The following is a 24626-nucleotide window of genomic DNA, read 5'->3' as shown; positions in this document are numbered from 1 at the left end:
TTTAGACAGAAGAAAAGAGTATCTGATGATGGATCAGACACTCCTCTCTTTTGTCTTTGATTGTGAGCGGACCGCCCATAAAAATAATGCCCCGAAAAGGAAAATGCCTGCGGTAACATAAAAGACAGCTGGAATTCCGTAATGACTCGCCACAATACCGCCTATGACGGGTCCGACGACATTTCCAAGAAAGCGGAAGCTGACATTGTAACCAAGCACTTCTCCTTGCATAGAGGCAGGCGCTTTGATGCGAATATAGGCCGTCGTACAAGGAATGATGCCGCCTAGTGCCATCCCGTATAAGAAACGGAAGATCACTAACATCCCGTAGGAATCCGCCATCGCTTGCGGGATGAATAAAATGGAGGAGAGGATGAGAAGGGCGAGCAGCACCTTATCGTGACCAATACGATCTCCAAGGTCTCCCCATTTCCGTGTAAACAGCAAATTGCCAAGCCCCGTTGCAGAAAACGCCAGTCCTGCATAAAAGGCAAGGTTGACGGGGCCGTGTAAATCATGAATGTACAAGGCTAACAGCGGCTGAATACTAAAGTTCCCGACTTGCGTAATAAATGTGAGAAGCATGGTGACGACAAGTAAAGGCTGTTTGAAAATATGGACAAGGACGTCCTTCCGTGAGTAAGAAACCCGTTTTGCTTCTTTTGAACGGATCGGCTGTTCTTTCACACCGAAGATAATGACAATCGCTGACACATATATGACAGCAGCTGTTAAGAAAAATGTATAAATGAATCCGACACTGTCTGCCATAAATCCACCCATTAATGGACCGAATAAGCCTCCGGCGACATTACTCATCTGCATCGTACCAAGGGTCTTACCGGCTGTTGCCTTTTCGGTCTGTGCAGAAATCAGTGCCATCGAAGTCGAAATAAAGCCTGTCACAAGTCCCATGAAAAGCCTTAACGCAAATAGTTGATAAACGGTTTGAACAAGCCCCATTAATAAAATGCTTGTTGCAATCCCAATGCCATTAATGAGCAAAATCTTTTTATAGCCATGCCGGTCACCAATCCGTCCCCAAATTGGAGAAATGAGAAAGGCTGTTAAAAACGTAACCCCAAAGACATAGCCGCTCCATCTTTGAACAAATTCATTCGAATAACTGCTATCAAGAGACTCTATGTAAAGTGATAAAAAAGGGACGATCATTGTAATGCTGGCAGATACAAAAAAGTTCACAAACCACATGATGTACAAGTTTTTCTTCCTGTTTGTGATAAAGACCACCTTCTTTATTTATTTCGTGTTCCTTAATAATTATAAAGGAAAATAAACGATCTTTCATCTGATGAATAGGTTGGGCATAGTGAATCTGCATTATTTTCACGAAAATGAAGTGATTTCAAAGTCCGTCTTAATATAATAGTAGCAGGATGGAAAACAGACGAGAAAGTGGGGTGAGACTGATGGAACAGAAGACGCTGCTTGTGGTCGATTTTGAATTTACGATGCCTGATGGGAAATATCATCCGCAAAATTTTTTTCCGGAAATCATTGAAGCCGGTGTCGTTAAAGCATCAAATGAAACGATCATAGACACATTCTCAAGCTATGTCAAACCGAAAAAGTTCCCGAAGCTGACAAAGCGCTGTAAATCGTTCCTTGGCATTACGCAGCAGGATGTAGAAAGCGGGATTTCTTTTGAGACGTTTATCGAGAAGCTCGTGTCACTCGATGGGGGAGAAGACTGTGAGATTATCACATGGGGAAATATGGACATGAAGGTACTGAAGCAAAACTGTATGCTCAATCATATTGGTTTTCCTTTTAAGGGGAATCAAAGGGATCTGGCTTTTGAATATAAAACCTTTTTTGGGGATAGAACACTCACAGGACTTCGGAAAGCAGCTAAGGAGTACGGCAGTGAAGGAGCTGGTAAGCATCATAAAGCACTTGATGATGCCATGACCACTTATCAGCTGTTCACCCTTTTTGAAAAAGATCGATCCTATGTGGAAAATCCGCAAACAACCAAAATTGGTGAACTCATTGACTTCTCTCACTTTTTTGATTCGGCAGATTAGCGGGCGTCTTCTGGAAAATAATCTTTTTCAAGAGAAGAGAGGCACGCTCTTGATTTTTCAGCCCACTTGGAATCATCCGCACTGAGCCCATTTTTTAATTTATCTACGGCGTCTTTCAGTGATACTTGATAATCAGGTATGTCGCCATCATAAGGCTTGACCATATGATGAGGGATGTTCGTCTGTTCCCTAAAGGCCAAAGCCCGTCTTTCCTGAAAAAAAGGTACGTCCGCTTCTTTTGGATGATGCAGGTCACCTTGAGTGGGGTGTGTTAAAACCGCTTTTACTTGAACGAGATAAGTAGATGGTTTAATGGCTGTCACTTCCCCAATGTAAACACCTGTTTTGTAAAAACCTTTCACGATTTGTCCAATCTGAATGTCTGTCATATGAAATTCCTCCATTTCCTTCGCATAAGAAGGTATTTCCTTTCTTTTAGCCAATATAGTGAAGTAAACGAGCAAAAGGGGGAAGAGCGGAACATGTCGTTCATCATATTCTTTCTACTGTATTTTCCTGAAGATAAAAGGGAGTATATCCCTGCGGCAATCACGACGGTGCTTTTCTTTGCTGCTGCATTTATTTGCTTTCGTCTGATCGTTCGTGCTTCTAAGAAGCAGGAGCAGATCGATGAAAAAAGGACAAAAAAAATGGATTGATCATTTTCTTCTTGTATCTTCAGGAAACTTCACGGTGACTGTTGTACCAGACTGCAATGAGCTTTTGAAACGAATCGTTCCATGATGATTTTCAATGATGGAAAATGTCACTGTCAACCCAAGCCCTGTTCCTTTATTTTTCAATGTGTAATAGGGTTCACCAAGCTTTTTCATTTGGCTTTCTGACATGCCTACACCGTTATCAACGAAATAAAGGCAGATTCGATGATTTTCTTTAGAAGCAAACAGTTCGATTTTACCTTCGTGTTCGGGTGCTGCTTCGATTGCATTTTTGATTAAATTAATCATGACTTGTTTGATTTTCGTTTCATCCCCTTGGATGTATAAGTCTGGTTCAATCGATTGATGAATCGTGACCGACTTAAAATTCGCATAGGATGTCATCAGCGACGCACACTCTTCAAGTAATTTAGATAAATTGAGAGACTCAATTTGATAATAATTTTGTTTCGCAATATCAAGATAGCTCGTAATAATATCCTGAGCACGGTCAAGTTCAGATAAAACGAGATTTTTATAATCTTTATTGGTTGACGGCTCTTTCGTATTGTCACTTGAAAAGAGCAGTTGGATAAATCCTCTCACCACCGTCAGTGGATTGCGGACTTCATGGGCGACACTTGCTGCCAGTTCACTCACAATCGTCAGTTTCTCTGATTGGACAAGCTGTGTTCTCATTTGCGCATTCTCTTTCACAAACTCAATGGAATAAATACTCAGCACAAGAAAGAATATGTAGTAAAGAGTTGAGAAAAATAATTCAAGTAGCTTTTGCTGCATAATGAATGCAGGGCTGTACTCAATTAAGCTGACCACAAGCAGTCCAATGTAAATAAACATCCCTTTTGATAACGCAATCATGACTCCGTATAACAGCTTTCTCTGCTTAGAATATTGGCGCCATTTCCGGTAAAGCAGGAAAGGAATGAAAAAGTAAATCGGTACAACAATCAATCCAACCCATAAAAAAGAGCCATACATCACGAATTTTACGGTTGAACTAACCAAGATAGCGACGATTCCGGCGGTATATCCCCCGTATAAAATAGCCAGTACAAGGGGAATCGATTGAAGCCCAGTCTGCAAATCTAAAATCGAACCAACTGGATACATAATACATAGTGCTGATGAAATGGATGCAAATATGGTGATGAGCAGTTTATTCGTTTTAGGGAAATGAGCAGGGGTCCGGCTTAGCCATAGTGCATGATATAAAAAGATTGGAAATAGAATAAAAGATACATGGAGCAGAAAATCCTTGAACATTTCCATTTAAATGCTCTCCTCGTAAATAATTGTAATTCCTCTCATTATATCATTTCATGTACAAAGTAGATATGATAATAGGAGGGTTTTTTTCTTTAAAAAGAACACCCGTTAGGATGTTCTTTTGATAGAAATGGTTTTATTCGGATGATTGAGTGAATGCTTGATGAAGGCGCTTCAGACCTTCTTTCACTGTTCTGGCAGGACATCCTAGATTCATTCGAATAAAGCCGTCTCCTTCGTGCCCATATACGTTTCCGAGCTCTAGTATGACCTTGCCCTTTTTCAGCAGATTACGTTTCAATTCTGCTTGAGTGAGCTCATAATCACGAATATCCAGCCACAATAGATAAGAAGCATCTGGTTTCATATAACGCATGCTCGGCAGATATTCATCAATATAATCCATTGCGATCTTCAAATTATTTTCGAGATAAAGAACAAGTGAATCAAGCCACTCATCTCCGTGGCGATAGGCCGCCTCCATGGCAGGAATCGCAAAGGCATTCAGTTTAGACAATCCATTTCTTTGCACTTCATTGGTGAAAAGAGTTCTTTTTTCTTCATCAGAAATGATAATGGCAGATGCCTGAAGACCAGCTAAATTAAATGTTTTACTCGGTGCAATACACGTTACCGTGATGTTAGCTATCTCATCAGAAAGGCTGGCAAAAGGCACATGCGGCTGCCCGTAAAGCATTAGATCGGAATGAATTTCATCTGACACGACGGTGACACCGTACTGTACACATAAATCTCCTACACGCTTTAATTCCTCTTTTGACCAAGCTCTCCCTGAAGGATTATGCGGATGACAAAGAAACATCAGCTTTGCTTCTGGCCTGCTTAATTTCTTCTCTAAATCATCAAAATCCATCATGTAACGGTTGTTTTCTATTTTTAAAGGGTTGGTTGAGACGATACGTCCGTTTCTTTCAATCATTTGATAGAAGGGCGTATACACCGGTGACTGAATGACCACTTCATCATTCGGAGCTGTAAAGGCTTGTACCGCAAAACTAAGTGCTGTCACGATACCTGGTGTGAAGGTGACGGCATCTGTTTTTATCGTCCAACCGTGTCTTCTTTTGACCCAGTCAGCTACTGCTTGCTGCGTATCCTGATCCTGAAATGCATAGCCGAATACGCCGTGATCTAATCGTTCTTTTAAAGCATCAAGCACGACTTGGGGCGCTTTAAAATCCATATCTGCTACCCACATTGGCAGCGCATCTGTTGTCAGGAATAAAGACTCTGCTTGATCCCATTTGACTGATTTTGAACCTTTACGTATGATCTGTTCGTCGAAATTCATGAAACCCACCTCTAGCCGTTTTTCAACCATTCTTGGTTGTGCTAAAATAAACATCACAAAATTTATTATAAGCGGTGATCCCCATGAAAGATAGTCAAGCTGTAGAAGAGATGATTCAAATCATTAAGGCATGGGACCCTTTTCAGTATGGAGAGGACTTTTACGAAACGGAGCCTGCTGACGTCATCAGTGCCTTATACGACGCAGAAGACCCGTTATCTTTCGCGAAAGACATTCAAGCCATTTACCATCACTCATTTGATCAGCTTCTTCCGATGGAAAGCTGCCAGCATATCGCAAATCAGCTTTTTATCATAAGAGAAAGTAGCTCCTGCTCGTTTTAAGACAGGCTGAAATGACCAATTTGATCAGACACAAAGACCGGATTTTCCTCAGGGATGAGGTGCCCGGTTTTTTTTAATGCGTGAAAGGTTGAATGCGGCAGATCTTTGTGAAGTCTTTCGCCAATTTGAATAGGAACGATCCGGTCTTCCTCCCCCCAAATCAGAAGGACAGGTGTCTCCATTTTCTTTAAGACATCTGACGCTAAATCACCTTCCCTATGCCGAATCAAACGAAAAATACCTCTAAAAATTTGGTCATCTGAAAAAGGCTTTAAATATCCGTCTACCATCTCTTGATCAATAATCGAATGATCATGCACAACAGCGGTTAAATTTTTCATAATACCTTGCTTGAACAACTTTCTTTTTAAATAGAGATAAAAATAAGGAATATATGTGCTGTAAACAAGCGACTTTTTGGACTTATTCATATACCCTGAGCTGCACAAAAGAACAGCTTTTTCAAATAAGTCGGGACGCTCAGATGCAGCATATAAAGCAATTTGTCCCCCCATGGAATGCCCCACGAGGATCGCATGCTGAATCTGCAAATAACCAGCTAGTTCAATAATGATTTTTGCCATGTTGCGATAGCTGTAAATGAACGTATTCGATTTTTCGGACTGCCCGAATGGAGGCAGATCAATCGCAATTAAATTGAAGTCTTGTTTCAGAAGCGGGATGAGCTTTCGATAGCTGAAGGTAGATGAGAAGAGGCCGTGAATCAAAATCAATGTCTTCTTACCTTCATTTGGATAGTGTTCGTAATAGATATCTAAACCGAATTTACTTTTCATATAGGATGGCTGTACAATGTCCACACTCATCAACTCCGATATTTGATACTCACTCTCTGTTAGGTGACTGTATTGTACCCTAAAAAGTGGATTTTAAGCTACGATTAGAATCTTTTCCCTGCTTAGCATAATGGGAAAAACGTGCTATAATGTTCAGAAGATTTTTTAAAACTAGCTTTTTACAATCAGAGGTGTGAAATCAATGAAACTAACCGAAAAAGAAACTGAAATATTAGAGATTTTAGATGAAAACAGCCGCGCCGATTTAAATACAATTGCAAAAATGGCAGGTGTGACATCAGAAGAAGCAGAAGCCATTATTCAAAAGCTCGAAGATCAAAAAGTCATTATTGATTATTCGACCATGATTGACTGGCGAAAAGTAGACGGACACGAAGGCGTTACAGCGATGATTGATGTGAAAGTGACTCCAAAAAGAGGCGTCGGTTTTGATGAAATTGCTGAACGTATTTACAGGTTCCAAGAAGTGGAGTCCGTGTATTTAATGTCAGGCGTGTATGATTTATCTGTTGTGATCAGAGGAAGATCCATGTCTGATATCGCCCGCTTCGTATCTGAAAAATTATCGACACTTGATTCTGTTGTTTCAACCACTACCCACTTTATTTTAAAAAGATATAAGCATGATGGGAAAGTCTTTGAAACAGGGGACGATGACAAAAGAATCGTGGTGTCTCCTTAAATGAAAAAGTCTTATTTATCTGAAACGGTACAAAGCATTCAGCCGTCAGGTATTCGGAAATTCTTTGATTTGGCAGCCACAATGGAAGGGGTTATCTCCCTCGGGGTCGGCGAACCGGATTTCGTGACAGCTTGGAATGTGAGAGAAGCCAGTATTATGTCTTTAGAGCAAGGACTGACCTCTTATACAGCAAATGCTGGGTTGCTCTCTTTGCGAAAAGAATTGAGCCATTATTTATATAAGCGGTTTCACATTGAGTACAGTCCTGAAGAAGAACTCATTATTACCGTTGGCGGCAGCCAGGCGCTTGATTTGGCCTTTCGCGCCATTTTAAACAGCGGGGACGAAGTAATCATCCCAGAGCCTTGTTTCGTCGCATATGGGGCTCTGACGACACTTGCGGGCGGTGTACCGGTTTATTTAAGTACATCGGCAGAAAAAGATTTTAAAGCCGATTCTGCTGATCTTCGTACGAAGCTGACGCCGAAAACAAAAGCCATCTTGCTATGCTCTCCATCAAACCCAACAGGGTCTGTTTACTCAAAAGAAGAGCTTGAAGATATTGCTCAGTTTGCAAAGGAGCATGATCTTTTAATCATCACAGATGAGATTTATGCAGAGTTGACGTACGATGAAGCTTTTACGAGCGTAGCGGCAATTCAAGATATGAAGGAAAGAACGATTTTGATTTCAGGTTTTTCCAAAGGGTTCGCTATGACGGGGTGGCGCTTAGGCTATGTGGCAGCACCGCCAGTCCTCCGTGATGCCATGCTGAAAATACATCAATATTCTATGATGTGTGCACCAGCTATGGCACAATATGCCGCAGAAGAAGCATTAAAAAATGGACTTGAAGATGTGGAGAAAATGAAGAAAAGCTACAGAAGACGCCGTAATTTGTTTGTCGGCTCTCTCAATGAACTTGGACTCTCTTGCCACCAGCCAAACGGAGCGTTTTACGCTTTCCCGTCCATTAAAAGCACAGGCATGACGTCAGAACAATTTGCCGAGGAGCTGCTGCTTAGCGAGAAAGTAGCAGTTGTCCCTGGAAATGTATTCGGCCCAAGTGGTGAAGGACATATTCGTTGTTCATATGCGTCATCACTCGATCACTTGCAGGAATCACTTTCAAGAATTCAGCGTTTTTTGCAGAATAGACAAGTGCAAGAAGAGGCACCTGCTATCTTAAAATAAAAAAAAGGCATCAATCCAACTGGACTCATGCCTCTCAAATTAGGGGGGAATACTAGAAAGCATTCTTGTTTTCAGGTATTCCCCCTTTTGAACGGATCTAAACCCAATTAAAAAATATTTTGCGTAAAAGACCGTTCTGTGATATAGTTTTTAATTGCGTATAAACGAATATTAAAACATTTATTTAGGAGTTGTTATCATGGCGACAAAGTTTGAAGTAGGCAGTGTTTACACTGGTAAAGTAACAGGATTACAAGCGTATGGTGCGTTTGTTGCATTAGATGAAGAAACTCAAGGACTTGTGCACATTTCTGAAGTAACTCATGGTTTTGTAAAAGACATCAACGAGCACCTTTCAATTGGTGACGAAGTACAAGTAAAAGTTCTTTCTGTTGATGAAAATGCTGGTAAAATCAGCCTTTCTATCCGTGCGACACAAGATGCACCAGAAAGAAAAGAAAGCAAACCAAAGAAACAAAGACCACAGCAAGTGAAAGAAGAAGCTGCTGCACCACAAGGTTTCAATACACTGAAAGATAAACTTGAAGAGTGGATTGAGCAATCTAACCGTAAAGACCTTATCAAGAAATAAAAAAAGCACCGCTTCAAACGGTGCCTTAGGCTGCCTCGAATAGGCGGCCTTTTTTATGTCTTTTTGTTAGCGAACCTCTGGATTCGGCTCGTCACGGCGGACAGCTTCTTCGCTTGGCTTGAATAATAGACCAAGGTTAACAAGACCTGCAATTCCAACAAGACCATAAATAATACGTGATAATGCAGCACCTTGACCGCCAAAGATCGCTGCTACTAAGTCAAATTGAAAAAAGCCGATTAGTCCCCAGTTAATAGCACCGATAATCGTGAGCACGAGGGCAATACGCTGAATAGCACTCATCGTGATTCCTCCTTTCGCTACAGTATCAATACATTTATATTTTGCAGATTTTTAGCCAAACTATGCGTAAGAAAATGGATGAAAGCAAATTACTTTACTTTTGGAATGAAAGAAGCGCATAATGTAGCGCGAGGAGGAGATCACATGGATCGATTTACTTATTGGAACCCAACGAAATTAATTTTTGGAAAGGGAGAAGTATCAGCCCTTTCAGATGAACTAAAACACTACGGAAAAAACGTATTGCTTGTATATGGTGGAGGCAGCATTAAACGAAATGGCCTTTATGACCAAGTTGTCAGCATCTTAAAAGAATCAGGAGCTGCAATCACTGAGCTTGCTGGGGTTGAGCCAAACCCGCGCTTAACAACGGTCAGAAAAGGGGTCGAGCTTTGCAAAGAGAACCAAATTGACTTTATATTGGCAGTCGGCGGCGGTAGTGTCATTGACGCAACAAAAGCGATCGCAGCTGGTGCGAAATACGATGGAGATGCTTGGGATATCGTCACTCGTAAGCATGTCCCAATGGAAGCCATCCCATTTGGTACAGTATTAACACTTGCCGCGACAGGTTCTGAAATGAACTCTGGCTCCGTCATCACAAACTGGGAAACAAATGAGAAATACGGATGGGGCAGTCCAGCTGTCTTCCCTAAATTCTCTATTCTTGACCCAGTCAATACATTTACTGTGCCAAAAAACCATACGATTTATGGCATGGTCGACATGATGTCTCACGTATTTGAACAATATTTCCATCACACGGAGAATACACCTTACCAAGATCGTATGTGTGAAGGACTTCTTCGTACGGTCATTGAAACAGCACCGAAGCTGATCAATGATTTGGAAAACTATGAGTTTCGTGAAACGATTTTATTCACAGGCACCATTGCACTGAATGGAATGCTTTCAATGGGCGCACGCGGAGACTGGGCATCTCACAATATTGAGCATGCGGTATCCGCGGTGTATGACATCCCTCATGCAGGCGGACTTGCGATCTTGTTCCCGAACTGGATGAAGCATGTCATTCAAGAAAACCCAGGTCGCTTCAAGCAATTAGCAGTGCGTGTATTCGATGTAGATCCTGCGGGCAAAACAGACGAAGAAGTTGGCTTAGAAGGAATCGAAAAACTTTCTGCTTTCTGGACAAGTCTAGGCGCACCAAACCGTTTAGCTGACTATGACATCAACGATGAGAAAATTGATCTGATTGCAGACCGTGCAATGGCACGTGGTGAATTTGGTCAATTTAAAAAGCTGAACAAAGAAGATGTTCTAGCTATTTTAAACGCTTCTTTATAATCGAACATGGAAAAGATAGCTGCTTTTAAGCAGTTATCTTTTTTGAGTTCTGCATGTACATATGTTACAGTAGTCTTTCATGTTTTTGGATATAAATGTTTTAAGGAGATGTAGAACAGATGGAAAACTTTATTTACTATAATCCAACGAAATTGATGTTTGGAAAAGGACAACTAGACGGACTAAAAAGCGAACTCGCTCGTTATGGAAAGCGAGTGCTTCTTGTATATGGTGGAGGCAGTATTAAGAAAAATGGTCTTTATGATAAGGTTATCAGCGCTTTAAATGAAGCAGAGGCTGACGTATTTGAACTGTCAGGAGTCGAACCGAACCCTCGTCTCACTACAGTGCAAAAAGGGATCGACATTTGCCAAAATGAGAACATTGATTTCTTATTAGCAGTTGGTGGGGGAAGTGTCATCGACTGTACAAAAGCCATTGCAGCTGGAGCTGAATATGACGGGAATGTTTGGGATATTATTTCAAAGAAAACGACCGCTCAAAAAGCACTGCCATTTGGCACAGTATTGACACTTGCAGCGACAGGCTCAGAAATGAATCCGGATTCTGTGATCACGAACTGGGAAACAAATGAAAAGTACGTGTGGGGCAGTTCAGTCACGCACCCTGCTTTTTCAATTTTAGATCCTGAGCACACATATTCTGTGCCAGAGAATCAAACGGTGTATGGCATGGTTGATATGATGAGCCATGTATTTGAACAATACTTCCATAACGTCAAAAACACGCCTCTACAAGATCGGATGTGTTTTGCTGTTCTTCAAACAGTCATCGAGACAGCACCAAAGCTACTTGAAGACTTACAAAACTATGAGCACCGTGAAACCATCCTTTATGCAGGAACAATTGCTTTAAATGGCACGCTGCAAATGGGCTATTTTGGCGACTGGGCATCACATACGATTGAGCATGCCGTATCAGCAGTCTATGACATTCCGCATGCAGGTGGACTTGCGATCCTCTTCCCAAACTGGATGCGTCATACACTTGATCATAATGTCGAACGTTTTAAAAACCTCATGTTGAACATGTTTGACATTGAGACAGAAGGAAAATCGGATCGTGACATCGCATTAGAAGGAATCGACAAGCTGTCAGCCTTCTGGACAAGCCTAGGTGCACCGAGCCGTTTAGCGGATTATGATATTGGTGAAGATCAACTGGACAAAATTGCTGACATCGCAGCAAAAGAAATGGAATATGGTGGTTTTGGTAACTTTATGAAACTTGGCCGTGATGACATTTTAGCGATTTTGAAAGCTTCTCTATAATTTGGATGGCCGCTTCTCTTCATGAGGAGCGGCTTTTTGCTGCATCAATGACGATCACTTGATTTCAATAGCTAGTTCCGCTAAAGTGAAAGGGACAGAACTAACGTAATGGAGGGCTTACAAGCGATGACACATATTCAATTTGACTACTCGAAAGCGTTACCTTTCTTTCAAGAACATGAGCTTACATATTTAAAAGATTTTGTGAAGGTGGCCCATCATAATATTCATGAACAAACGGGTACTGGCAGTGATTATTTAGGTTGGGTTGACTTACCGAAGCAATATGATCGCGAAGAATTTGCCCGCATTCAAAAAAGTGCAGAAAAGATTAAATCTGATTCTGATGTATTACTCGTTGTTGGAATTGGTGGTTCTTATCTTGGCGCACGTGCGGCCATTGAGTTTTTAAACCATTCTTTCTATAATAGTTTGCCAAAAGGCAAACGCAAAACACCGCAAATCATCTTTATTGGAAACAACATCAGTTCTTCTTATTTAACAGATGTAATGGATCTGCTAGAAGATGCCGATTTCTCCATTAACGTGATTTCAAAATCTGGTACAACAACAGAGCCAGCCATTGCGTTCCGTATCTTTAAAAAGCTCCTTATCGAAAAATATGGTGCTGAAGAAGCGAAAAAACGCATCTATGCGACAACTGACAAGGCACGCGGGGCACTCAAAACATTAGCAACTGAAGAAGGCTATGAATCATTTATCATCCCTGATGACGTCGGCGGACGCTATTCCGTCTTAACAGCAGTTGGTCTATTGCCAATCGCTGTAAGCGGTGCAGACATTGATCAAATGATGGAAGGTGCTGCGAAAGCAAGTGAAGACTTCGCTTCATCTGAGCTCTCAGAAAATGCGGCTTATCAATATGCGGTTGTCCGTAATGTTCTTTACAATAAAGGACGGACAATTGAAATGCTGATTAACTATGAGCCAGGCTTACAGTACTTTGCGGAGTGGTGGAAGCAGTTATTCGGCGAAAGTGAAGGGAAAGATGAAAAAGGAATCTATCCTTCATCTGCCAACTTCTCAACGGATCTTCATTCACTTGGTCAATATGTACAAGAAGGAAGAAGAGACTTGTTTGAAACCATCGTGAATGTAGACAAGCCACGACATGAACTTGTCATCGAAGCAGAAGAACAAGACCTTGATGGGTTAAACTATCTTGCAGGAAAAACGGTTGATTTCGTCAATAAAAAAGCATTTGAAGGCACAATGCTTGCTCATACGGATGGAAAAGTACCGAACCTGATTGTGACGATTCCTGAAATGGATGCTTATACATTCGGATATCTCGTGTACTTCTTCGAAAAAGCATGTGCGATGTCTGGGTATTTACTAGGCGTCAATCCATTCGACCAACCTGGAGTAGAAGCGTATAAAGTGAACATGTTTGCTTTATTAGGAAAACCGGGCTTCGAAGAGAAAAAGGCAGAACTTGAGAGCCGTCTCAAACAATCATAAGAATAAAAGGCACATCTTTGCATAAGGTGTGCCTCAGATTGTTGACAAAGGGCTAAAATGAACTGTATTTTAGCCCTTTGTCTTCTTTTTAGCGTGATAGAAAACCTTTGAAGTCTAGGAAGGACGAGTACTGGAGCGGAGCGAATTTGACATTCGTGAGCACCAGTGCGCAGGACTGACAACGAATGCGAGGGTTTGTCTACACGCTAAGGCACATCTTTGCATAAGGTGTGCCTTTTTTTATGTTCTCATGGTGTCAGTGCAAGCCTCCCTAAGCTCTATACATAGAATAATCAATGGAGGAGGTTGATGAAGCGATGAGAACAAATCATATTTATATCCATGACATTTCCGGGCAGGCCATCGTTAATTTTGGGAATGTTGGGCGGATTTGTCCAATGAGTGCTACGAAAGAAACATCAGGAGCGGGCAGTGCGAACGAGACAAATGCATCATCCAGCCAGGCCTTATTTGATGCCGCATTTACAAACAATGTGCAAATCACGAAAGGCAAATGTATGAATTCCTCTCTTTAACGAACCCTATACAAAAAGGAGGGTTCTGTATGATTCATGTACCATCTAGGCTAACTGGTGAAAGCTTTTCACTGTACCATTTAGAAGAAAACATGAAGCCGCTCGGATATGTCATTAATGGGAATTGGGATTATGATCATGGATATTTTGATTATAAAATTGACAACCGTGACGGCTATACCTTTCTCAGAGTTCCGTTTACAGCCGAGAAAGGACAGCTGGATCAGCCAGGCGTTGTGGTGAAAATGGGACATCCATTTCTCTTAAAGCATGTCTATCAAGATAAATTAGATGACCATGCGATGGTTGGAAATGTCGGGGCATCTTTTAACCAATTCCAAGAACCGAAAGAGAAAGACGGGGATGTGTCAAATGCTTATGCCGAAATTGGCTTTTCACTCGTCAAAGAACTAGAAGATGTACTGCTTTAAAAGCTGATCAGCTCATCCTCTGGATGAAGCTCATACGCAAAAGGAGGATTCATCATGGGTCCTTCTTTTTTTTGTACGCCTACAATGATGACATGGTGCTCTAGAAAGTGGTGAAGTGCCGTTAAGAATGTCTCTCCAGCTAATGAAGCTGGTACTGGAATGATGGTGATCTGTTTATGGAGGGTCATGTTTCTTTTTATTTTTAACGCCACGAGCTGTTCTTTTAAAAGAAAATGCTCCACCATAAAATGATTCACGGCATCAGAAGTATGGATGACTTGATTGGCTCCAGCCCGCTCAGCATTTTTCACATAGCGATCGGTTAAAATTTCAATTAAACAATACAACGAAGGATTTAATCCTTTTGCTGCAAGCAAGGTTAACACACTCTGCATATCAGCTGTCACTTCATTTTCATGCTGGTCGGCGGTAATCATCAATGTATCAGCACTCATAATATTTGCTCTGCGAAGTGTGGCATCCTCTGTACCATGGCCTTTAATAAAATGGACATTCTCTAAAAGAGGTCCTTCCTTTAAGGAATCATCAATAAGTACAATCGGCATGGCGGGATCAATGGTTTGAAACGATTGAAGCAGTTTGTTCGTTTTCTCATTCCAGCCGACAATAATAAGATGCCCTTTCCCCTTGAAAGCCACCTTCCCCTCTACATAATGGTGCTGTTTGCTAAATACAGCGGCAGCAAGCGTGGCGAAATATGCAGTGACAAAGCTGGCGCCGATCAAAATGAGCGCCATCCCTGCTACTTGCCCAGGCATGGTTTGCGGCACAAAATCACCGTATCCCACAGTAGAAACTGTAATGAGCGCCCACCAGATCCCATCAAAGATCGTATGATACTGCTTTGGTTCAAGTATGACGATTAATTGTCCAAAAAAGAGAAGCAAGAAACAGATGATGATCGCAATGCGAACATAAAGAGGCCATCTTAGCCAGGCAATGAAGATACGGTTTGATTTCATCGAACTCGTCCTTTCAGGGAGACTGCTAATGTCAGTATGCCCGATTAGGAAACAATTTTTCATCATCGTCATGTATTGAAATAGAACCCATATCTTAAAATAAGAGAGAAGAAGGAGGGAATGCGAATGTCGTTTGTTCAAAAGACCGTACTTCTTTTTATCGGCGCCCACTTTTTATCATCTGCGGTGATTTTACTCGTGTTTGATTTAAATGCGGTGAACCATTTCATGAATGATTTCTCGTGGCTTCGTTTTTTTCAAGACCTATATGGAACGGTGACATTTTATACAGCATGCATCGGAATGTTCTTCTTTTTCATTGGTGTAGTGATTCCACTTAAAAAGACCTAGTGCTTTTTGCTGTACACGTTACATAAAAGTCATTAAAATTGTAAATAAATATATAAAATAAAAGGAAGCTGATGAGCATGCTGTTTTTTTATTTTTTAACATTTGCCGCATTGGGATTGTCTTTTTGGGCACAATTTAAAGTAAAGAATAATTTTGAAAAGTATTCAAAGGTTGAAGCTGCCAGTATGAAAACAGGTGCTGAAACCGCTCGATATATTTTAGATCGCAACGGGTTATACGACGTACCCGTTGAACCGGTAAGAGGAACTTTGACTGATCATTACGACCCGACGCAGCGTGTGGTTCGTTTATCTGAACCAGTGTATTATGGCCATTCCATTTCGGCCATTTCAGTCGCATCACACGAGGTTGGACATGCCTTGCAGCATCAGGAATCCTATGGTGCGCTTGTCTTGAGACATAAGATCTTCCCTGTCGTGAACTTTGCATCTGGTGTTGCCCCGCTTCTTTTCCTAGGTGGATTATTGCTCGGCAGCCTTAACTTAATCGGGCTTGGGATCGTTCTGTTCTCAGCTGCTGTGTTCTTTCAGCTAGTGACATTGCCTGTTGAGTTTAACGCAAGTTCTCGTGCAAAGAATATCATTGTTTCAGAAGGAATCATTAGAAGCAGTGAAGAAAGAGGCGTGAACAAGGTGTTAAATGCTGCAGCTCTTACGTACGTAGCAGCGGCCCTTGTCTCCCTGTTTGAATTGCTCCGTTTTGTAATGATCTTCCTAAATGGCCGTAATGATTAATTGACGCCAGAGGAGGTGAGCCCTTACCCGTGTTAGGTAAGGGTTTTTTTGTATATTTTAAACGTATTTTTAGTCCTATTACTCATTGCTGCGACAGCATTTTTTGTTGTCACTGAATTTGCGATTGTGAAAATTAGAGGCTCAAAAATCAATCAGCTGATTGAAAGCGGTGATAAGAGAGCCATTCATGTTCAAAAACTGACAACCAACCTTGATGAATATTTATCTGCCTGTCAGCTTGGTATTACCATCACGGCATTAGGCTTAGGGTGGTTAGGGGAGCCGACAGTGGAACATTTCCTGCATCCGCTTTTTGAAAAGGCAGGGCTTCATTCCGCTTTGACAGACATCATATCGTTTATCATTGCCTTTGTGATCATTACGTTTTTGCATGTTGTCGTTGGGGAACTTGCTCCCAAAACGATTGCCATTCAAAAGGCAGAAGCCGTCAGTCTTGTGACGGCAAAACCTCTTATTTTTTTCTATAAAGTCATGTATCCGTTTATTAAAGCATTAAATGGGGCTGCACGAGGCATTGTGAAATTATTTGGTTTTCATTCTGTCAAAGAACATGAAGTGGCGATCAGTGAGGAAGAATTGCGTCTCATCCTGTCTGAAAGCTACGAAAAGGGCGAGATCAACCAATCTGAATACAAATATGTCAATAAAATATTTGAATTTGATAACCGAGTGGCGAGAGAGATCATGATCCCGCGCACAGAAATCTCTGCTATTGAAATTGAACAGAGCTTGGAAGACGTGACGCATTATATGCTGAACGAAAGGTATACACGTTATCCTGTCATTAAAGAAGATAAAGATCATGTCATTGGTGTGATCAATAGCAAAGACGTATTTAAAGCAAGTTTTCTCAATCAAGAGGTGTCCATTGAAGACTTAATGCGCCCTGTTATTCGTGTCATTGAAAGTACACCGGTTCAAGAACTGCTGATTTTGATGCAAAAGGAACGGATTCATATGTCGGTGCTTGTAGATGAATACGGCGGAACAGCAGGTCTCGTCACAGTTGAAGACATATTAGAAGAAATTGTGGGGGAGATTCGGGACGAATATGATCAAGATGAAACCCCTCATATTGTGAAAAAAGGTGACTTTCATTATGTGATGGATGGGAAAGCCTTGATCGATGAAGTAAATGATTTATTGGATTTAGCGATTGAAAATGATGATGTTGATACAATTGCAGGGTGGATGATGACGCATAAAATTGATTTTGACATTGGAGATATCATTGAAGCAGAAGGCTGTGAATTTAAAATTGTCGATGCAGAAGATCATCATATTCGAACCATAGAAGTAAAAAAGGTTCACTTTTCCTAAAAACCTCGGAGCTATTGACGAGGTTTTTTTGCTTGGTAAACTTTAGGTAAGAAGATTTGTTTCTGCCAACCGGCAGTGATTGGTTTCACATAAAAAGGGTATGGTTTTATAGACATGATCAAAAGGAGCAGAGAAATGAAAAAAATCAACGTACAAACAGACAAACACGATGACATGATAGACATTACCCATGAAGTTCAGCAATATGTCCGGGAAACTGGGATTCAAAACGGAACGGTTATGGTCTATTGTCCACATACGACGGCTGGAATCACCATTAATGAAAATGCCGACCCAGACGTCAAACGAGATATGCTGCGCCGGCTTGACGAAGTCTTTCCGTGGGAACATCCAAAAGATCGTCATATGGAAGGCAACACAGCAGCACACATGAAAGCTAGTTATGTGGGGGCATCTCAGCACGTTCTTGTCCATCATGGTGATCTTGTGCTTGGAACGTGGCAGGGAATCTATTTTTGTGAGTTTGACGGACCGAGACATCGTCACTTTTATATACAGGTGTCAACTAACGAGTAAGGAGCGGGGAGAAGATGGGAGAATTCACAGCGTTACTTCAAATTGAACATGGCATCATCCAAGCACCAATGGCAGGAGGAGCGGTGACGTCGCAGCTTGTCGCCGCTGTTTCACAATATGGCGGTCTCGGTAGCTTAGCAAGTGGTTATGTACAGCCAGAAAAGATGAGGCAGCAAATCAGACAGGTCAAACAGCTGACATCTCGTCCATTTCAAGTGAATGTGTTTGTCCCTGAACCCATTTCAGAAACGAAAACAGAAGATGTATCATTTTGGACAGACCGGCTGCCTGTCATACAAGAAGCACAGATGATCCCTAGAGAAGAAGAATTATGGAAGGACTATGAACAAAAAATCAAGATTCTTCAAGAAGAAGAAGTCCCAGCTGTGTCGTTTACATTTGCCTGTCCAAACGAACAAACAATTCATCACCTGAAACAAAAGGGGATCTTTCTCATCGGAACAGCTACAACAAAAGAAGAAGCACTACTTTTAGAAGAAAAAGGAATGGATGCCGTTGTCCTGCAGGGAAGTGAAGCAGGAGGGCACCGAGGCACCTTCTTACCTTCAAAGGGAGATGCTCTGCAGGGACTTTTCTGCCTGATCAGTGATGTCAGATCCGTCTGTCATATCCCATTGATCGCCGCTGGAGGGATCACAGACCGGACCACTATGAAAGCAGCACTAGCACTTGGAGCGGATGCGGTTCAAATAGGGACACGATTTTTAGCGAGTCAAGAAAGTGCTGCGGCAGATGTTTACAAAAAGGCGCTGTTACAGGCAGAAGGCAGTGAAACAGCGATGACACGGCTTTTCTCTGGAAAAAAAGCCAGAGGCATTGTCAATCAGTGGATGGAGGAAGAAAGACGAAATGAAGACCGGGTTCTCCCCTATCCCATACAGCATGTATGGACAACACCGATGCGAAAAGCGGCAGCTGCTGCAGGAAACCGAGAACAAATGGCTCTTTGGGCAGGTCAGGGGGTTGGCCGCATTCTCTCGATTTTAACCGTTGAAGAGATCATGCATGAACTCACGCAGAAATAATTTGATAATGGGTGGTGTGACAGGATGGAAATCTTAAAACATTCATATCGGAAAAAAGGACAAATTGAATTTCTATTTGATGATTTTCCGCACTCCCCTGCCGTCCTTACCCCCATTCGTCATTACTATTTCGTTCGTTATGTCAAATGGAATCAGCACGACCCTCCAGTCACAAGAAACGATCTAGAAGAAATGGAAATCCTAGCAAACACAATGCTTGGCACGCTCCATGATTACCGCAAACGCAAGGCATACAAAGGCCCCTTGTCATAACCTATAGACAAGAGGCCCTTTTTAGCTACCAAACATTTGCCTGAGATAAATAACATCCATCCTAGTAGTCTGCGGCAGTAAATAAGCGGACTGAACAGCCCCTGGCCGTCTTCTGGCATTTAATTTATCGATAATCTCTGCAGCTGTTAAGATCCCAAGCCCATGCCCATAATATTGATCTTCCCCTAAGTAAATCACATTTTCTCCGCGCCATTGAGACTGTTGATAGCTAAACTCTGGATTCTCGAAATATAGGCAATCCCCATAAATAAAATCATTTCCGCGCTCTGTATAAATGGATAATGTATCATAGTGCCAGTCATACAGCGTTAAACTTCTAAGTCTTCGATTGAACTTCTCGTCTCCTACCGTTTGCAGGACTCCCATATAAAACACAATGACAATCGCTGTGGCACATTCAAAGGCATATTTTGAGCCATTTTCAAAGATGTCTTTAATCCCCGTAGATGGCTCGACTTGATAGCGCAGTTCTAACGCTCCGGCCTCTGATACACGCCAATAGGCGTCATTCGCACGGGACCTTTGAAAGATAGCAAATGAGGCACCGCTCTTGTTCAAATCTCTTGCCGCATTCATGATATTCGATCGTAAAGTCACCTCAAATAACAAATCAGATGCCTGCCTATAACGGAACGTATCATTTGAGGCTTGTAATTGCATCAAAATGATCCGCTTTTGTCCTTCTAGCTGAAACGATGCCAGCTGCTCATTTGTCACTGGCTGTCCTGAAAGGATAATCATATGAAAAGCGCCCCCTTTTGTATTAGCGTATGCGGGATGCTTGGGCAAGGAATCAATTTGTGAAAATAAACAAAAAGGCATCCTTTTTATTTGAAAAACATGAAAATAATATGAAGCTGTCCGATATAAAACATAACGTTTAAAAGGAGGAAAAACATGAAAAGTATCATAAAATGGTTGAAAAAACCATCGATTTCTAAAAGGCTGATTATTTCATTCACACTTGTTCTCGTCTTGCCTATCATTACACTCAGTACGATTTCATATCAGATTGCCAAAGAAGAATTAGATCATGAAATCATGTACGGAGCCAACGCAAGAGTCAATGAGCTGAATGACATGATCGAGCAAAAGCTCTTGAATAAGGAGAACGCAGTCAAACTGTTTACCGAAACATCCAGTGCTGCAGACTTTAAAAAGAAAAACCAGGACGAACTGTATGAGCATTTTGAGATATACAGTAAAATCAATGAAGATGATGTAGTTGGATTTTATGCAGCAAGTAAAAATCGTGATTTTATTCAGTTCCCTAAAGTGGACATGCCAAAAGGCTATGATCCAACAACTCGTGATTGGTATAAAGCGGCGATGCAGGACGAAAAAGGCGAACCTGTGGTCACCAATCCATACATCTCTGCCACAACAAACGGCATGGTTGTCACAATCGCTCAGCGTCTGAAGGACGGGTCGGGAGCCATTGGGATTGATATTGATGTTCAAGATATCGTCGATAAAATCAAAGATATTAAAATTGGACGAGAAGGATATCCAATTATTGCAAATAAAAACAAACAGATTGTAGCTCACCCAGAAGAAAAATCAGGCTCTGCAGTTACAGAAAATATTTCATCAATCCTTTACAGCGGCAAAGAAGGAACATCAACTTATGAGAATAAAGGAGAGCAAAAACGCCTCGTTTTTGTGACAAATGATTTAACAGGTTGGAAAATTGCTGGAACGATGTTTGTATCAGAAACAGAAGAAGCAGCACAGCCAGTTTGGAATTCTGCCATTATTCTTTTAATTTCTTCTTTTATCCTTGGCGGTATCGCTATCTTCTTTATCGTTCGCTCCATCACAATTGGACTTAGAAGGCTTGTTGATTTCTCAGAAAAGGTGAGTGAAGGGGATCTAACGGAAACCCTCGAAACCAAATCGAAGGATGAAATAGGAGACCTCACAAGAAGCTTTAGTAAGATGAGTGAATCTTTGCGTGAAGTTATTCGAGCGGTCCAGCAATCTGTCGACAATGTGGCTTCAGCTTCAGAAGAGCTGACTGCTAGTGCCAGCCAAACAAGTCAGGCGACAGAGCATATCACCATGTCGATTGAACAATTCTCAAATGGGAATGAAGCACAAAATGAGAAAGTCGAATCTAGCACGAATCAGCTTGTCGCAATGAATGAAGGATTACAAGGTATGTCACAAACTTCATCAGAAGTGACTGCTGTCTCCATTCAATCGACAGAAGCGGCTGGACAAGGCGGACGTATCGTTGAAAGCACAGCGAATCAAATGAAACATATCGACACATCTGTACAAGAAGCAGAACAAGTCATGAAAGAATTAGAATACAAGTCTAAAGATATTACGAGCATTTTAAATGTCATTAATGGCATCGCAGATCAAACGAATTTACTTGCACTCAATGCAGCCATTGAAGCAGCAAGAGCAGGTGAATCAGGGCGCGGCTTCTCTGTCGTAGCAGAGGAAGTCAGAAAACTAGCGGTCCAATCCGCAGATTCAGCGAAAGAAATTGAAAAGCTGATCCAAGAAATTGTGTTGGAAATTTCCAAATCTCAAGAGATGTTCAAAGCTGTTAACCGAGAAGTAAATGCAGGACTTGGGATGACAGAAGAAGCAAAAGAAAGCTTCCAAAACATCTATGAGGCGGCAGAAGGTATGTCGAAAAAGCTCACTCAATTAAATGATACAGCGGTTGACCTATCAAGCGGATCAAAACTTGTGTCACAAGCTATGCAGGAAATGCGTCAAGTTTCAAGAGAAAGTGCGGCGAACATTCAAGATATTGCGGCATCTGCTGAAGAACAATTGGCATCTATGGAAGAAATTTCGTCCTCTTCTGTCACACTTGCCAATATGGCTGAGGAGCTAAAAGAGCTGACAAGTCAATTTAAAATTGATTAAAAAACGATGAAAAAATATCCAGAATTGTCTGGGTATTTTTTTTATTTTTAAACGTCATTTCCAGCCCTCTAAAAATAAACCTTTCATCCGATAATAACTTTAGAGAAGTAAAGGGGGAAAGAGAAAATGGGAAAAATGATCCAATGGTTCAAAAAACCATCCATTTCTAAAAAATTAGTTATTGCCTTTTTGGTAGTCCTCATACTGCCAACCGTCGCACTCACAATCAGTGCATTTTTTACATCAAAAACAGAGTTAGACAAACAGATTATGGGCAGTGCGATGAGTCAGGTCAATGCATTTGATACCTTAATCGATGAGAATATTGGGAACAAGGCAGAGGCTGTGACTCTGTTTACAGATGATCTCAAAGCGGTTAATCTTCAAGAAAAAAATAGAAAAGCTACCATTAAAGAATTGCAGCAATACGGAAAAATTAATGAAAAAGATGTCTCAGCCATTTATGCAGGTTCAGAAAAGGGCTTGTTCATGCAATACCCAGTTCAAAAAATGCCTGAAGGCTATGATCCGAGAGAGCGTCCGTGGTATCAAGAGGCCATGAGTGCTGATGGTAAACAAGTCATCACGAAGCCATACGTCGCAGCATCTACAGGTAAAATGGTCATCACCATTGCCCAAAAAACGAAAGATGGCTCAGGGGTAATTGGTCTTGATATGGAAATTGACAGCCTCATTCAAAAGCTAAAAGAAATTAAAATAGGTCAAAAAGGATATGCTTTCATCATGGAGAAGGATAAAACCGTGCTAGCAGATCCAACCCAAAAGCCAGGAAGCAAAGTCAATGAGAATTTGGCGAACATTATTTTTAAAAACAAACAAGGAAACGGCAGCTATACACTCAATGGAACAGATAAAAAGGTGGCGTATGTCACCAATGAACTAACCGGCTGGAAAATCGGCGGCACGATGCTCGTATCAGAAGTAGAGGATGCAGCTAAACCCGTTTTCAATACTGCCATTATTGTGTTCAGTGTGACACTGATCGTAGCAGGAACCCTCATCTTCTTTATTGTCCGCTCTATTTCAAGTAGATTATCCAATCTTGCCCGTTTCTCGAAAAAGGTCAGCGATGGTGATTTACGTGATAAACTTCAGATTCAATCAGATGATGAAATAGGACAAGTTGGTAAAGGCTTTAATACGATGATTGACTCATTAAGATCCCTCATTGGCGCCGTCCAAACCTCTGTTGAAAATGTCGCTTCTTCATCAGAAGAACTGACCGCAAGCGCAGGACAAACAAGTAAAGCAACAGAGCATATTACATTAGCCATTGAACAATTCTCTACTGGTAACGAAAGCCAGAATGATAAAGTGGAATCAAGCTCAGAAGAGTTAGAAGAAATGAACAGAGGCCTTCAGCACATGAATGAGTCGGCTGAATCGATTACCGCTTCATCCATCAAATCAACAGAGATTGCAGGAGAAGGCGGACAGCTAGTGGAAAAAACCGCTTCTCAAATGAACGTGATTGATCAATCAGTGAAAAAAGCAGAGAATGTCATCAGTGCGCTGGAAAGCAAATCAAAAGATATCACCCAGATTCTTGGTGTCATTAATGGCATCGCAGATCAAACGAATTTACTTGCGCTGAATGCAGCGATTGAGGCAGCAAGAGCTGGCGAATCTGGTCGAGGCTTCTCCGTTGTAGCAGAAGAAGTAAGAAAACTTGCTGTTCAATCTGCCAACTCAGCGAAAGAAATTGAAAACTTAATCAAAGAAATCGTTCAAGATATTGATGTATCACAAGAAGTATTCACAGCAGTAAATCAAGAAGTTCAATCAGGCTTAAGCTTTACTGAACAAACGAAAGTCAGCTTCCACAATATTTTCGACATGACCAAAGAAATCTCAGATCAGCTCCAAACAATGAATCGAACAGTTGTCCAGCTGTCAAAAGGATCTGCACATGTTTCTGAGGCTGTCCGTGAGATTGCAGACGTATCACGTGAAAGCTCCGCCAATATTCAAGACATTGCCGCTTCAGCTGAAGAACAGCTGGCATCAATGGAAGAGATCAGCTCATCCTCTGCCACCCTTTCTTCAATGGCAGAAGAATTACGTGATTTGATTAGCAAATTTAAAGTTGAATAAACAAAATGAAAAGAACCTCCAGCT

The 24626-nt window shown here is 41.4% G+C and carries 27 protein-coding genes and 2 pseudogenes; 21 read left to right on the top strand and 8 right to left on the bottom strand.

The window, feature by feature from the left end; all coding sequences use genetic code 11:
- Positions 1-33 precede the first annotated feature (33 nt).
- On the bottom strand, positions 34-1212 hold the full coding sequence (locus NST01_RS14615; RefSeq protein ID WP_220482436.1) for an MFS transporter: 1179 nt from the start codon (positions 1210-1212) through the stop codon (positions 34-36).
- A 218-nt stretch (positions 1213-1430) separates the two neighbouring features.
- On the opposite strand from NST01_RS14615, the gene kapD reads away from it, so the two are divergent.
- Positions 1431-2048, top strand: a complete 618-nt coding sequence (gene kapD / locus NST01_RS14610; RefSeq protein ID WP_025207898.1) for a 3'-5' exonuclease KapD — start codon at positions 1431-1433, stop codon at positions 2046-2048.
- Here the strand turns inward: kapD and NST01_RS14605 are convergent.
- Positions 2045-2437, bottom strand: coding sequence for a kinase-associated lipoprotein B (locus NST01_RS14605; RefSeq protein WP_025207897.1), 393 nt, complete (start codon positions 2435-2437; stop codon positions 2045-2047). The genes kapD and NST01_RS14605 overlap by 4 nt on opposite strands.
- Before the next feature lie 93 nt (positions 2438-2530).
- Here NST01_RS14605 and NST01_RS14600 point away from each other — a divergent pair, with 93 nt between their 5' ends.
- Complete coding sequence (locus NST01_RS14600) at positions 2531-2707, top strand: hypothetical protein (protein WP_008345810.1); 177 nt, start codon at positions 2531-2533, stop codon at positions 2705-2707.
- Here NST01_RS14600 and NST01_RS14595 read toward each other — a convergent pair whose 3' ends face one another.
- Together NST01_RS14595 and NST01_RS14590 are read right to left on the bottom strand one after the other, a co-directional pair.
- Complete coding sequence (locus NST01_RS14595; RefSeq protein WP_024719721.1) at positions 2708-4000, bottom strand: sensor histidine kinase; 1293 nt, start codon at positions 3998-4000, stop codon at positions 2708-2710.
- A 133-nt stretch (positions 4001-4133) separates the two neighbouring features.
- A complete protein-coding gene (locus NST01_RS14590) occupies positions 4134-5309 on the bottom strand; it encodes a MalY/PatB family protein (protein ID WP_057079140.1) in 1176 nt (391 codons plus the stop codon).
- A gap of 83 nt (positions 5310-5392) precedes the next feature.
- On the opposite strand from NST01_RS14590, the gene NST01_RS14585 reads away from it, so the two are divergent.
- On the top strand, positions 5393-5653 hold the full coding sequence (locus NST01_RS14585) for a DUF1871 family protein (RefSeq protein ID WP_025207895.1): 261 nt from the start codon (positions 5393-5395) through the stop codon (positions 5651-5653).
- On the opposite strand, the gene NST01_RS14580 is transcribed toward NST01_RS14585, so the two are convergent.
- The gene (locus tag NST01_RS14580; RefSeq protein WP_017358960.1) at positions 5650-6474 is read right to left on the bottom strand and encodes an alpha/beta fold hydrolase; all 825 of its coding nucleotides are present in this window, start codon (positions 6472-6474) and stop codon (positions 5650-5652) included. The genes NST01_RS14585 and NST01_RS14580 overlap by 4 nt on opposite strands.
- Positions 6475-6652: 178 nt before the next feature.
- Here NST01_RS14580 and NST01_RS14575 point away from each other — a divergent pair, with 178 nt between their 5' ends.
- The 3 genes from NST01_RS14575 to yugI all read left to right on the top strand — a co-directional run bounded on the left by NST01_RS14575 (position 6653) and on the right by yugI (position 8939).
- Positions 6653-7153 carry an Lrp/AsnC family transcriptional regulator gene (locus NST01_RS14575; protein WP_007500517.1) on the top strand — a complete coding sequence of 167 codons (501 nt, stop codon included), beginning with the start codon at positions 6653-6655 and terminating at the stop codon, positions 7151-7153.
- Complete coding sequence (locus NST01_RS14570; protein WP_007500518.1) at positions 7154-8347, top strand: aminotransferase; 1194 nt, start codon at positions 7154-7156, stop codon at positions 8345-8347.
- A 199-nt stretch (positions 8348-8546) separates the two neighbouring features.
- A complete protein-coding gene (gene yugI / locus NST01_RS14565; RefSeq protein ID WP_007500519.1) occupies positions 8547-8939 on the top strand; it encodes a S1 domain-containing post-transcriptional regulator GSP13 in 393 nt (130 codons plus the stop codon).
- Between the two features lie 66 nt (positions 8940-9005).
- Here yugI and NST01_RS14560 read toward each other — a convergent pair whose 3' ends face one another.
- Positions 9006-9242, bottom strand: a complete 237-nt coding sequence (locus tag NST01_RS14560; protein ID WP_008345792.1) for a DUF378 domain-containing protein — start codon at positions 9240-9242, stop codon at positions 9006-9008.
- A gap of 144 nt (positions 9243-9386) precedes the next feature.
- Here NST01_RS14560 and NST01_RS14555 point away from each other — a divergent pair, with 144 nt between their 5' ends.
- The 5 genes from NST01_RS14555 (at position 9387) to NST01_RS14535 (ending at position 14291) form a co-directional block, all read left to right on the top strand.
- Entirely contained in the window at positions 9387-10550 is a 1164-nt protein-coding gene (locus NST01_RS14555; RefSeq protein WP_025207893.1) for an iron-containing alcohol dehydrogenase, read from the top strand.
- Between the two features lie 119 nt (positions 10551-10669).
- A complete protein-coding gene (locus NST01_RS14550; RefSeq protein WP_008345787.1) occupies positions 10670-11842 on the top strand; it encodes an iron-containing alcohol dehydrogenase in 1173 nt (390 codons plus the stop codon).
- A gap of 126 nt (positions 11843-11968) precedes the next feature.
- Complete coding sequence (locus tag NST01_RS14545; RefSeq protein WP_041091820.1) at positions 11969-13324, top strand: glucose-6-phosphate isomerase; 1356 nt, start codon at positions 11969-11971, stop codon at positions 13322-13324.
- A gap of 317 nt (positions 13325-13641) precedes the next feature.
- The gene (locus tag NST01_RS14540) at positions 13642-13860 is read left to right on the top strand and encodes a spore germination protein (protein ID WP_008345782.1); all 219 of its coding nucleotides are present in this window, start codon (positions 13642-13644) and stop codon (positions 13858-13860) included.
- A 29-nt stretch (positions 13861-13889) separates the two neighbouring features.
- A complete protein-coding gene (locus tag NST01_RS14535; RefSeq protein WP_052320645.1) occupies positions 13890-14291 on the top strand; it encodes a YugN-like family protein in 402 nt (133 codons plus the stop codon).
- Here the strand turns inward: NST01_RS14535 and NST01_RS14530 are convergent.
- Entirely contained in the window at positions 14288-15274 is a 987-nt protein-coding gene (locus NST01_RS14530; protein WP_212357002.1) for a potassium channel family protein, read from the bottom strand. The two genes, NST01_RS14535 and NST01_RS14530, sit on opposite strands and share 4 nt — an antisense overlap.
- 126 nt (positions 15275-15400) lie before the next feature.
- On the opposite strand from NST01_RS14530, the gene NST01_RS14525 reads away from it, so the two are divergent.
- From NST01_RS14525 to NST01_RS14500, 6 genes are all read left to right on the top strand, one after another.
- The gene (locus NST01_RS14525) at positions 15401-15625 is read left to right on the top strand and encodes a hypothetical protein (RefSeq protein ID WP_008345775.1); all 225 of its coding nucleotides are present in this window, start codon (positions 15401-15403) and stop codon (positions 15623-15625) included.
- 80 nt (positions 15626-15705) lie between these two features.
- Positions 15706-16380: a zinc metallopeptidase gene (locus NST01_RS14520; protein ID WP_024719711.1), complete on the top strand. Its 675-nt coding sequence runs from the start codon at positions 15706-15708 to the stop codon at positions 16378-16380.
- A 48-nt stretch (positions 16381-16428) separates the two neighbouring features.
- The gene (locus NST01_RS14515) at positions 16429-17721 is read left to right on the top strand and encodes a hemolysin family protein (protein ID WP_007500537.1); all 1293 of its coding nucleotides are present in this window, start codon (positions 16429-16431) and stop codon (positions 17719-17721) included.
- A gap of 135 nt (positions 17722-17856) precedes the next feature.
- The gene (locus NST01_RS14510; protein ID WP_008345770.1) at positions 17857-18258 is read left to right on the top strand and encodes a secondary thiamine-phosphate synthase enzyme YjbQ; all 402 of its coding nucleotides are present in this window, start codon (positions 17857-17859) and stop codon (positions 18256-18258) included.
- Between the two features lie 14 nt (positions 18259-18272).
- The gene (locus NST01_RS14505; protein WP_017358965.1) at positions 18273-19304 is read left to right on the top strand and encodes an NAD(P)H-dependent flavin oxidoreductase; all 1032 of its coding nucleotides are present in this window, start codon (positions 18273-18275) and stop codon (positions 19302-19304) included.
- Between the two features lie 24 nt (positions 19305-19328).
- The gene (locus tag NST01_RS14500; protein WP_017358966.1) at positions 19329-19577 is read left to right on the top strand and encodes a hypothetical protein; all 249 of its coding nucleotides are present in this window, start codon (positions 19329-19331) and stop codon (positions 19575-19577) included.
- Positions 19578-19598: 21 nt separating this feature from the next.
- On the opposite strand, the gene NST01_RS14495 is transcribed toward NST01_RS14500, so the two are convergent.
- Positions 19599-20339 carry a protein-glutamine gamma-glutamyltransferase gene (locus NST01_RS14495; RefSeq protein ID WP_008345763.1) on the bottom strand — a complete coding sequence of 247 codons (741 nt, stop codon included), beginning with the start codon at positions 20337-20339 and terminating at the stop codon, positions 19599-19601.
- A 156-nt stretch (positions 20340-20495) separates the two neighbouring features.
- On the opposite strand from NST01_RS14495, the pseudogene NST01_RS19395 reads away from it, so the two are divergent.
- The 4 genes and pseudogenes from NST01_RS19395 to NST01_RS19380 form a co-directional block, all read left to right on the top strand.
- Positions 20496-21545: pseudogene (locus NST01_RS19395) on the top strand (cache domain-containing protein); the annotation flags it as partial.
- Positions 21537-22487 carry a methyl-accepting chemotaxis protein gene (locus NST01_RS19390; RefSeq protein ID WP_370529240.1) on the top strand — a complete coding sequence of 317 codons (951 nt, stop codon included), beginning with the start codon at positions 21537-21539 and terminating at the stop codon, positions 22485-22487. The pseudogene NST01_RS19395 and the gene NST01_RS19390, both read left to right, overlap by 9 nt.
- A gap of 126 nt (positions 22488-22613) precedes the next feature.
- Positions 22614-23657, top strand: a pseudogene (locus NST01_RS19385) (HAMP domain-containing protein); the annotation flags it as partial.
- Entirely contained in the window at positions 23652-24602 is a 951-nt protein-coding gene (locus NST01_RS19380) for a methyl-accepting chemotaxis protein (RefSeq protein ID WP_370529239.1), read from the top strand. The pseudogene NST01_RS19385 and the gene NST01_RS19380, both read left to right, overlap by 6 nt.
- Positions 24603-24626 lie beyond the last annotated feature (24 nt).

Source organism: Bacillus sp. FSL R7-0166 (assembly GCF_038008935.1).
Taxonomy (GTDB): Bacteria; Bacillota; Bacilli; order Bacillales; family Bacillaceae; genus Bacillus; species Bacillus altitudinis.
The sequence above is the reverse complement of the archived record's forward strand: the minus strand, read 5'-3'. Positions and strand labels throughout refer to the sequence as shown.

Coding starts and splice junctions, on each gene's coding strand:
- NST01_RS14615 (WP_220482436.1), bottom strand. CDS start 1,212: ATGTGGTTTGTGAACTTTTTTGTATCTGCCAGCATTACAATGATCGTC.
- kapD (WP_025207898.1), top strand. CDS start 1,431: ATGGAACAGAAGACGCTGCTTGTGGTCGATTTTGAATTTACGATGCCT.
- NST01_RS14605 (WP_025207897.1), bottom strand. CDS start 2,437: ATGACAGACATTCAGATTGGACAAATCGTGAAAGGTTTTTACAAAACA.
- NST01_RS14600 (WP_008345810.1), top strand. CDS start 2,531: ATGTCGTTCATCATATTCTTTCTACTGTATTTTCCTGAAGATAAAAGG.
- NST01_RS14595 (WP_024719721.1), bottom strand. CDS start 4,000: ATGGAAATGTTCAAGGATTTTCTGCTCCATGTATCTTTTATTCTATTT.
- NST01_RS14590 (WP_057079140.1), bottom strand. CDS start 5,309: ATGAATTTCGACGAACAGATCATACGTAAAGGTTCAAAATCAGTCAAA.
- NST01_RS14585 (WP_025207895.1), top strand. CDS start 5,393: ATGAAAGATAGTCAAGCTGTAGAAGAGATGATTCAAATCATTAAGGCA.
- NST01_RS14575 (WP_007500517.1), top strand. CDS start 6,653: ATGAAACTAACCGAAAAAGAAACTGAAATATTAGAGATTTTAGATGAA.
- NST01_RS14570 (WP_007500518.1), top strand. CDS start 7,154: ATGAAAAAGTCTTATTTATCTGAAACGGTACAAAGCATTCAGCCGTCA.
- yugI (WP_007500519.1), top strand. CDS start 8,547: ATGGCGACAAAGTTTGAAGTAGGCAGTGTTTACACTGGTAAAGTAACA.
- NST01_RS14560 (WP_008345792.1), bottom strand. CDS start 9,242: ATGAGTGCTATTCAGCGTATTGCCCTCGTGCTCACGATTATCGGTGCT.
- NST01_RS14555 (WP_025207893.1), top strand. CDS start 9,387: ATGGATCGATTTACTTATTGGAACCCAACGAAATTAATTTTTGGAAAG.
- NST01_RS14550 (WP_008345787.1), top strand. CDS start 10,670: ATGGAAAACTTTATTTACTATAATCCAACGAAATTGATGTTTGGAAAA.
- NST01_RS14545 (WP_041091820.1), top strand. CDS start 11,969: ATGACACATATTCAATTTGACTACTCGAAAGCGTTACCTTTCTTTCAA.
- NST01_RS14540 (WP_008345782.1), top strand. CDS start 13,642: ATGAGAACAAATCATATTTATATCCATGACATTTCCGGGCAGGCCATC.
- NST01_RS14535 (WP_052320645.1), top strand. CDS start 13,890: ATGATTCATGTACCATCTAGGCTAACTGGTGAAAGCTTTTCACTGTAC.
- NST01_RS14530 (WP_212357002.1), bottom strand. CDS start 15,274: ATGAAATCAAACCGTATCTTCATTGCCTGGCTAAGATGGCCTCTTTAT.
- NST01_RS14525 (WP_008345775.1), top strand. CDS start 15,401: ATGTCGTTTGTTCAAAAGACCGTACTTCTTTTTATCGGCGCCCACTTT.
- NST01_RS14510 (WP_008345770.1), top strand. CDS start 17,857: ATGAAAAAAATCAACGTACAAACAGACAAACACGATGACATGATAGAC.
- NST01_RS14505 (WP_017358965.1), top strand. CDS start 18,273: ATGGGAGAATTCACAGCGTTACTTCAAATTGAACATGGCATCATCCAA.
- NST01_RS14500 (WP_017358966.1), top strand. CDS start 19,329: ATGGAAATCTTAAAACATTCATATCGGAAAAAAGGACAAATTGAATTT.
- NST01_RS14495 (WP_008345763.1), bottom strand. CDS start 20,339: ATGATTATCCTTTCAGGACAGCCAGTGACAAATGAGCAGCTGGCATCG.
- NST01_RS19390 (WP_370529240.1), top strand. CDS start 21,537: ATGAGTGAATCTTTGCGTGAAGTTATTCGAGCGGTCCAGCAATCTGTC.
- NST01_RS19380 (WP_370529239.1), top strand. CDS start 23,652: ATGATTGACTCATTAAGATCCCTCATTGGCGCCGTCCAAACCTCTGTT.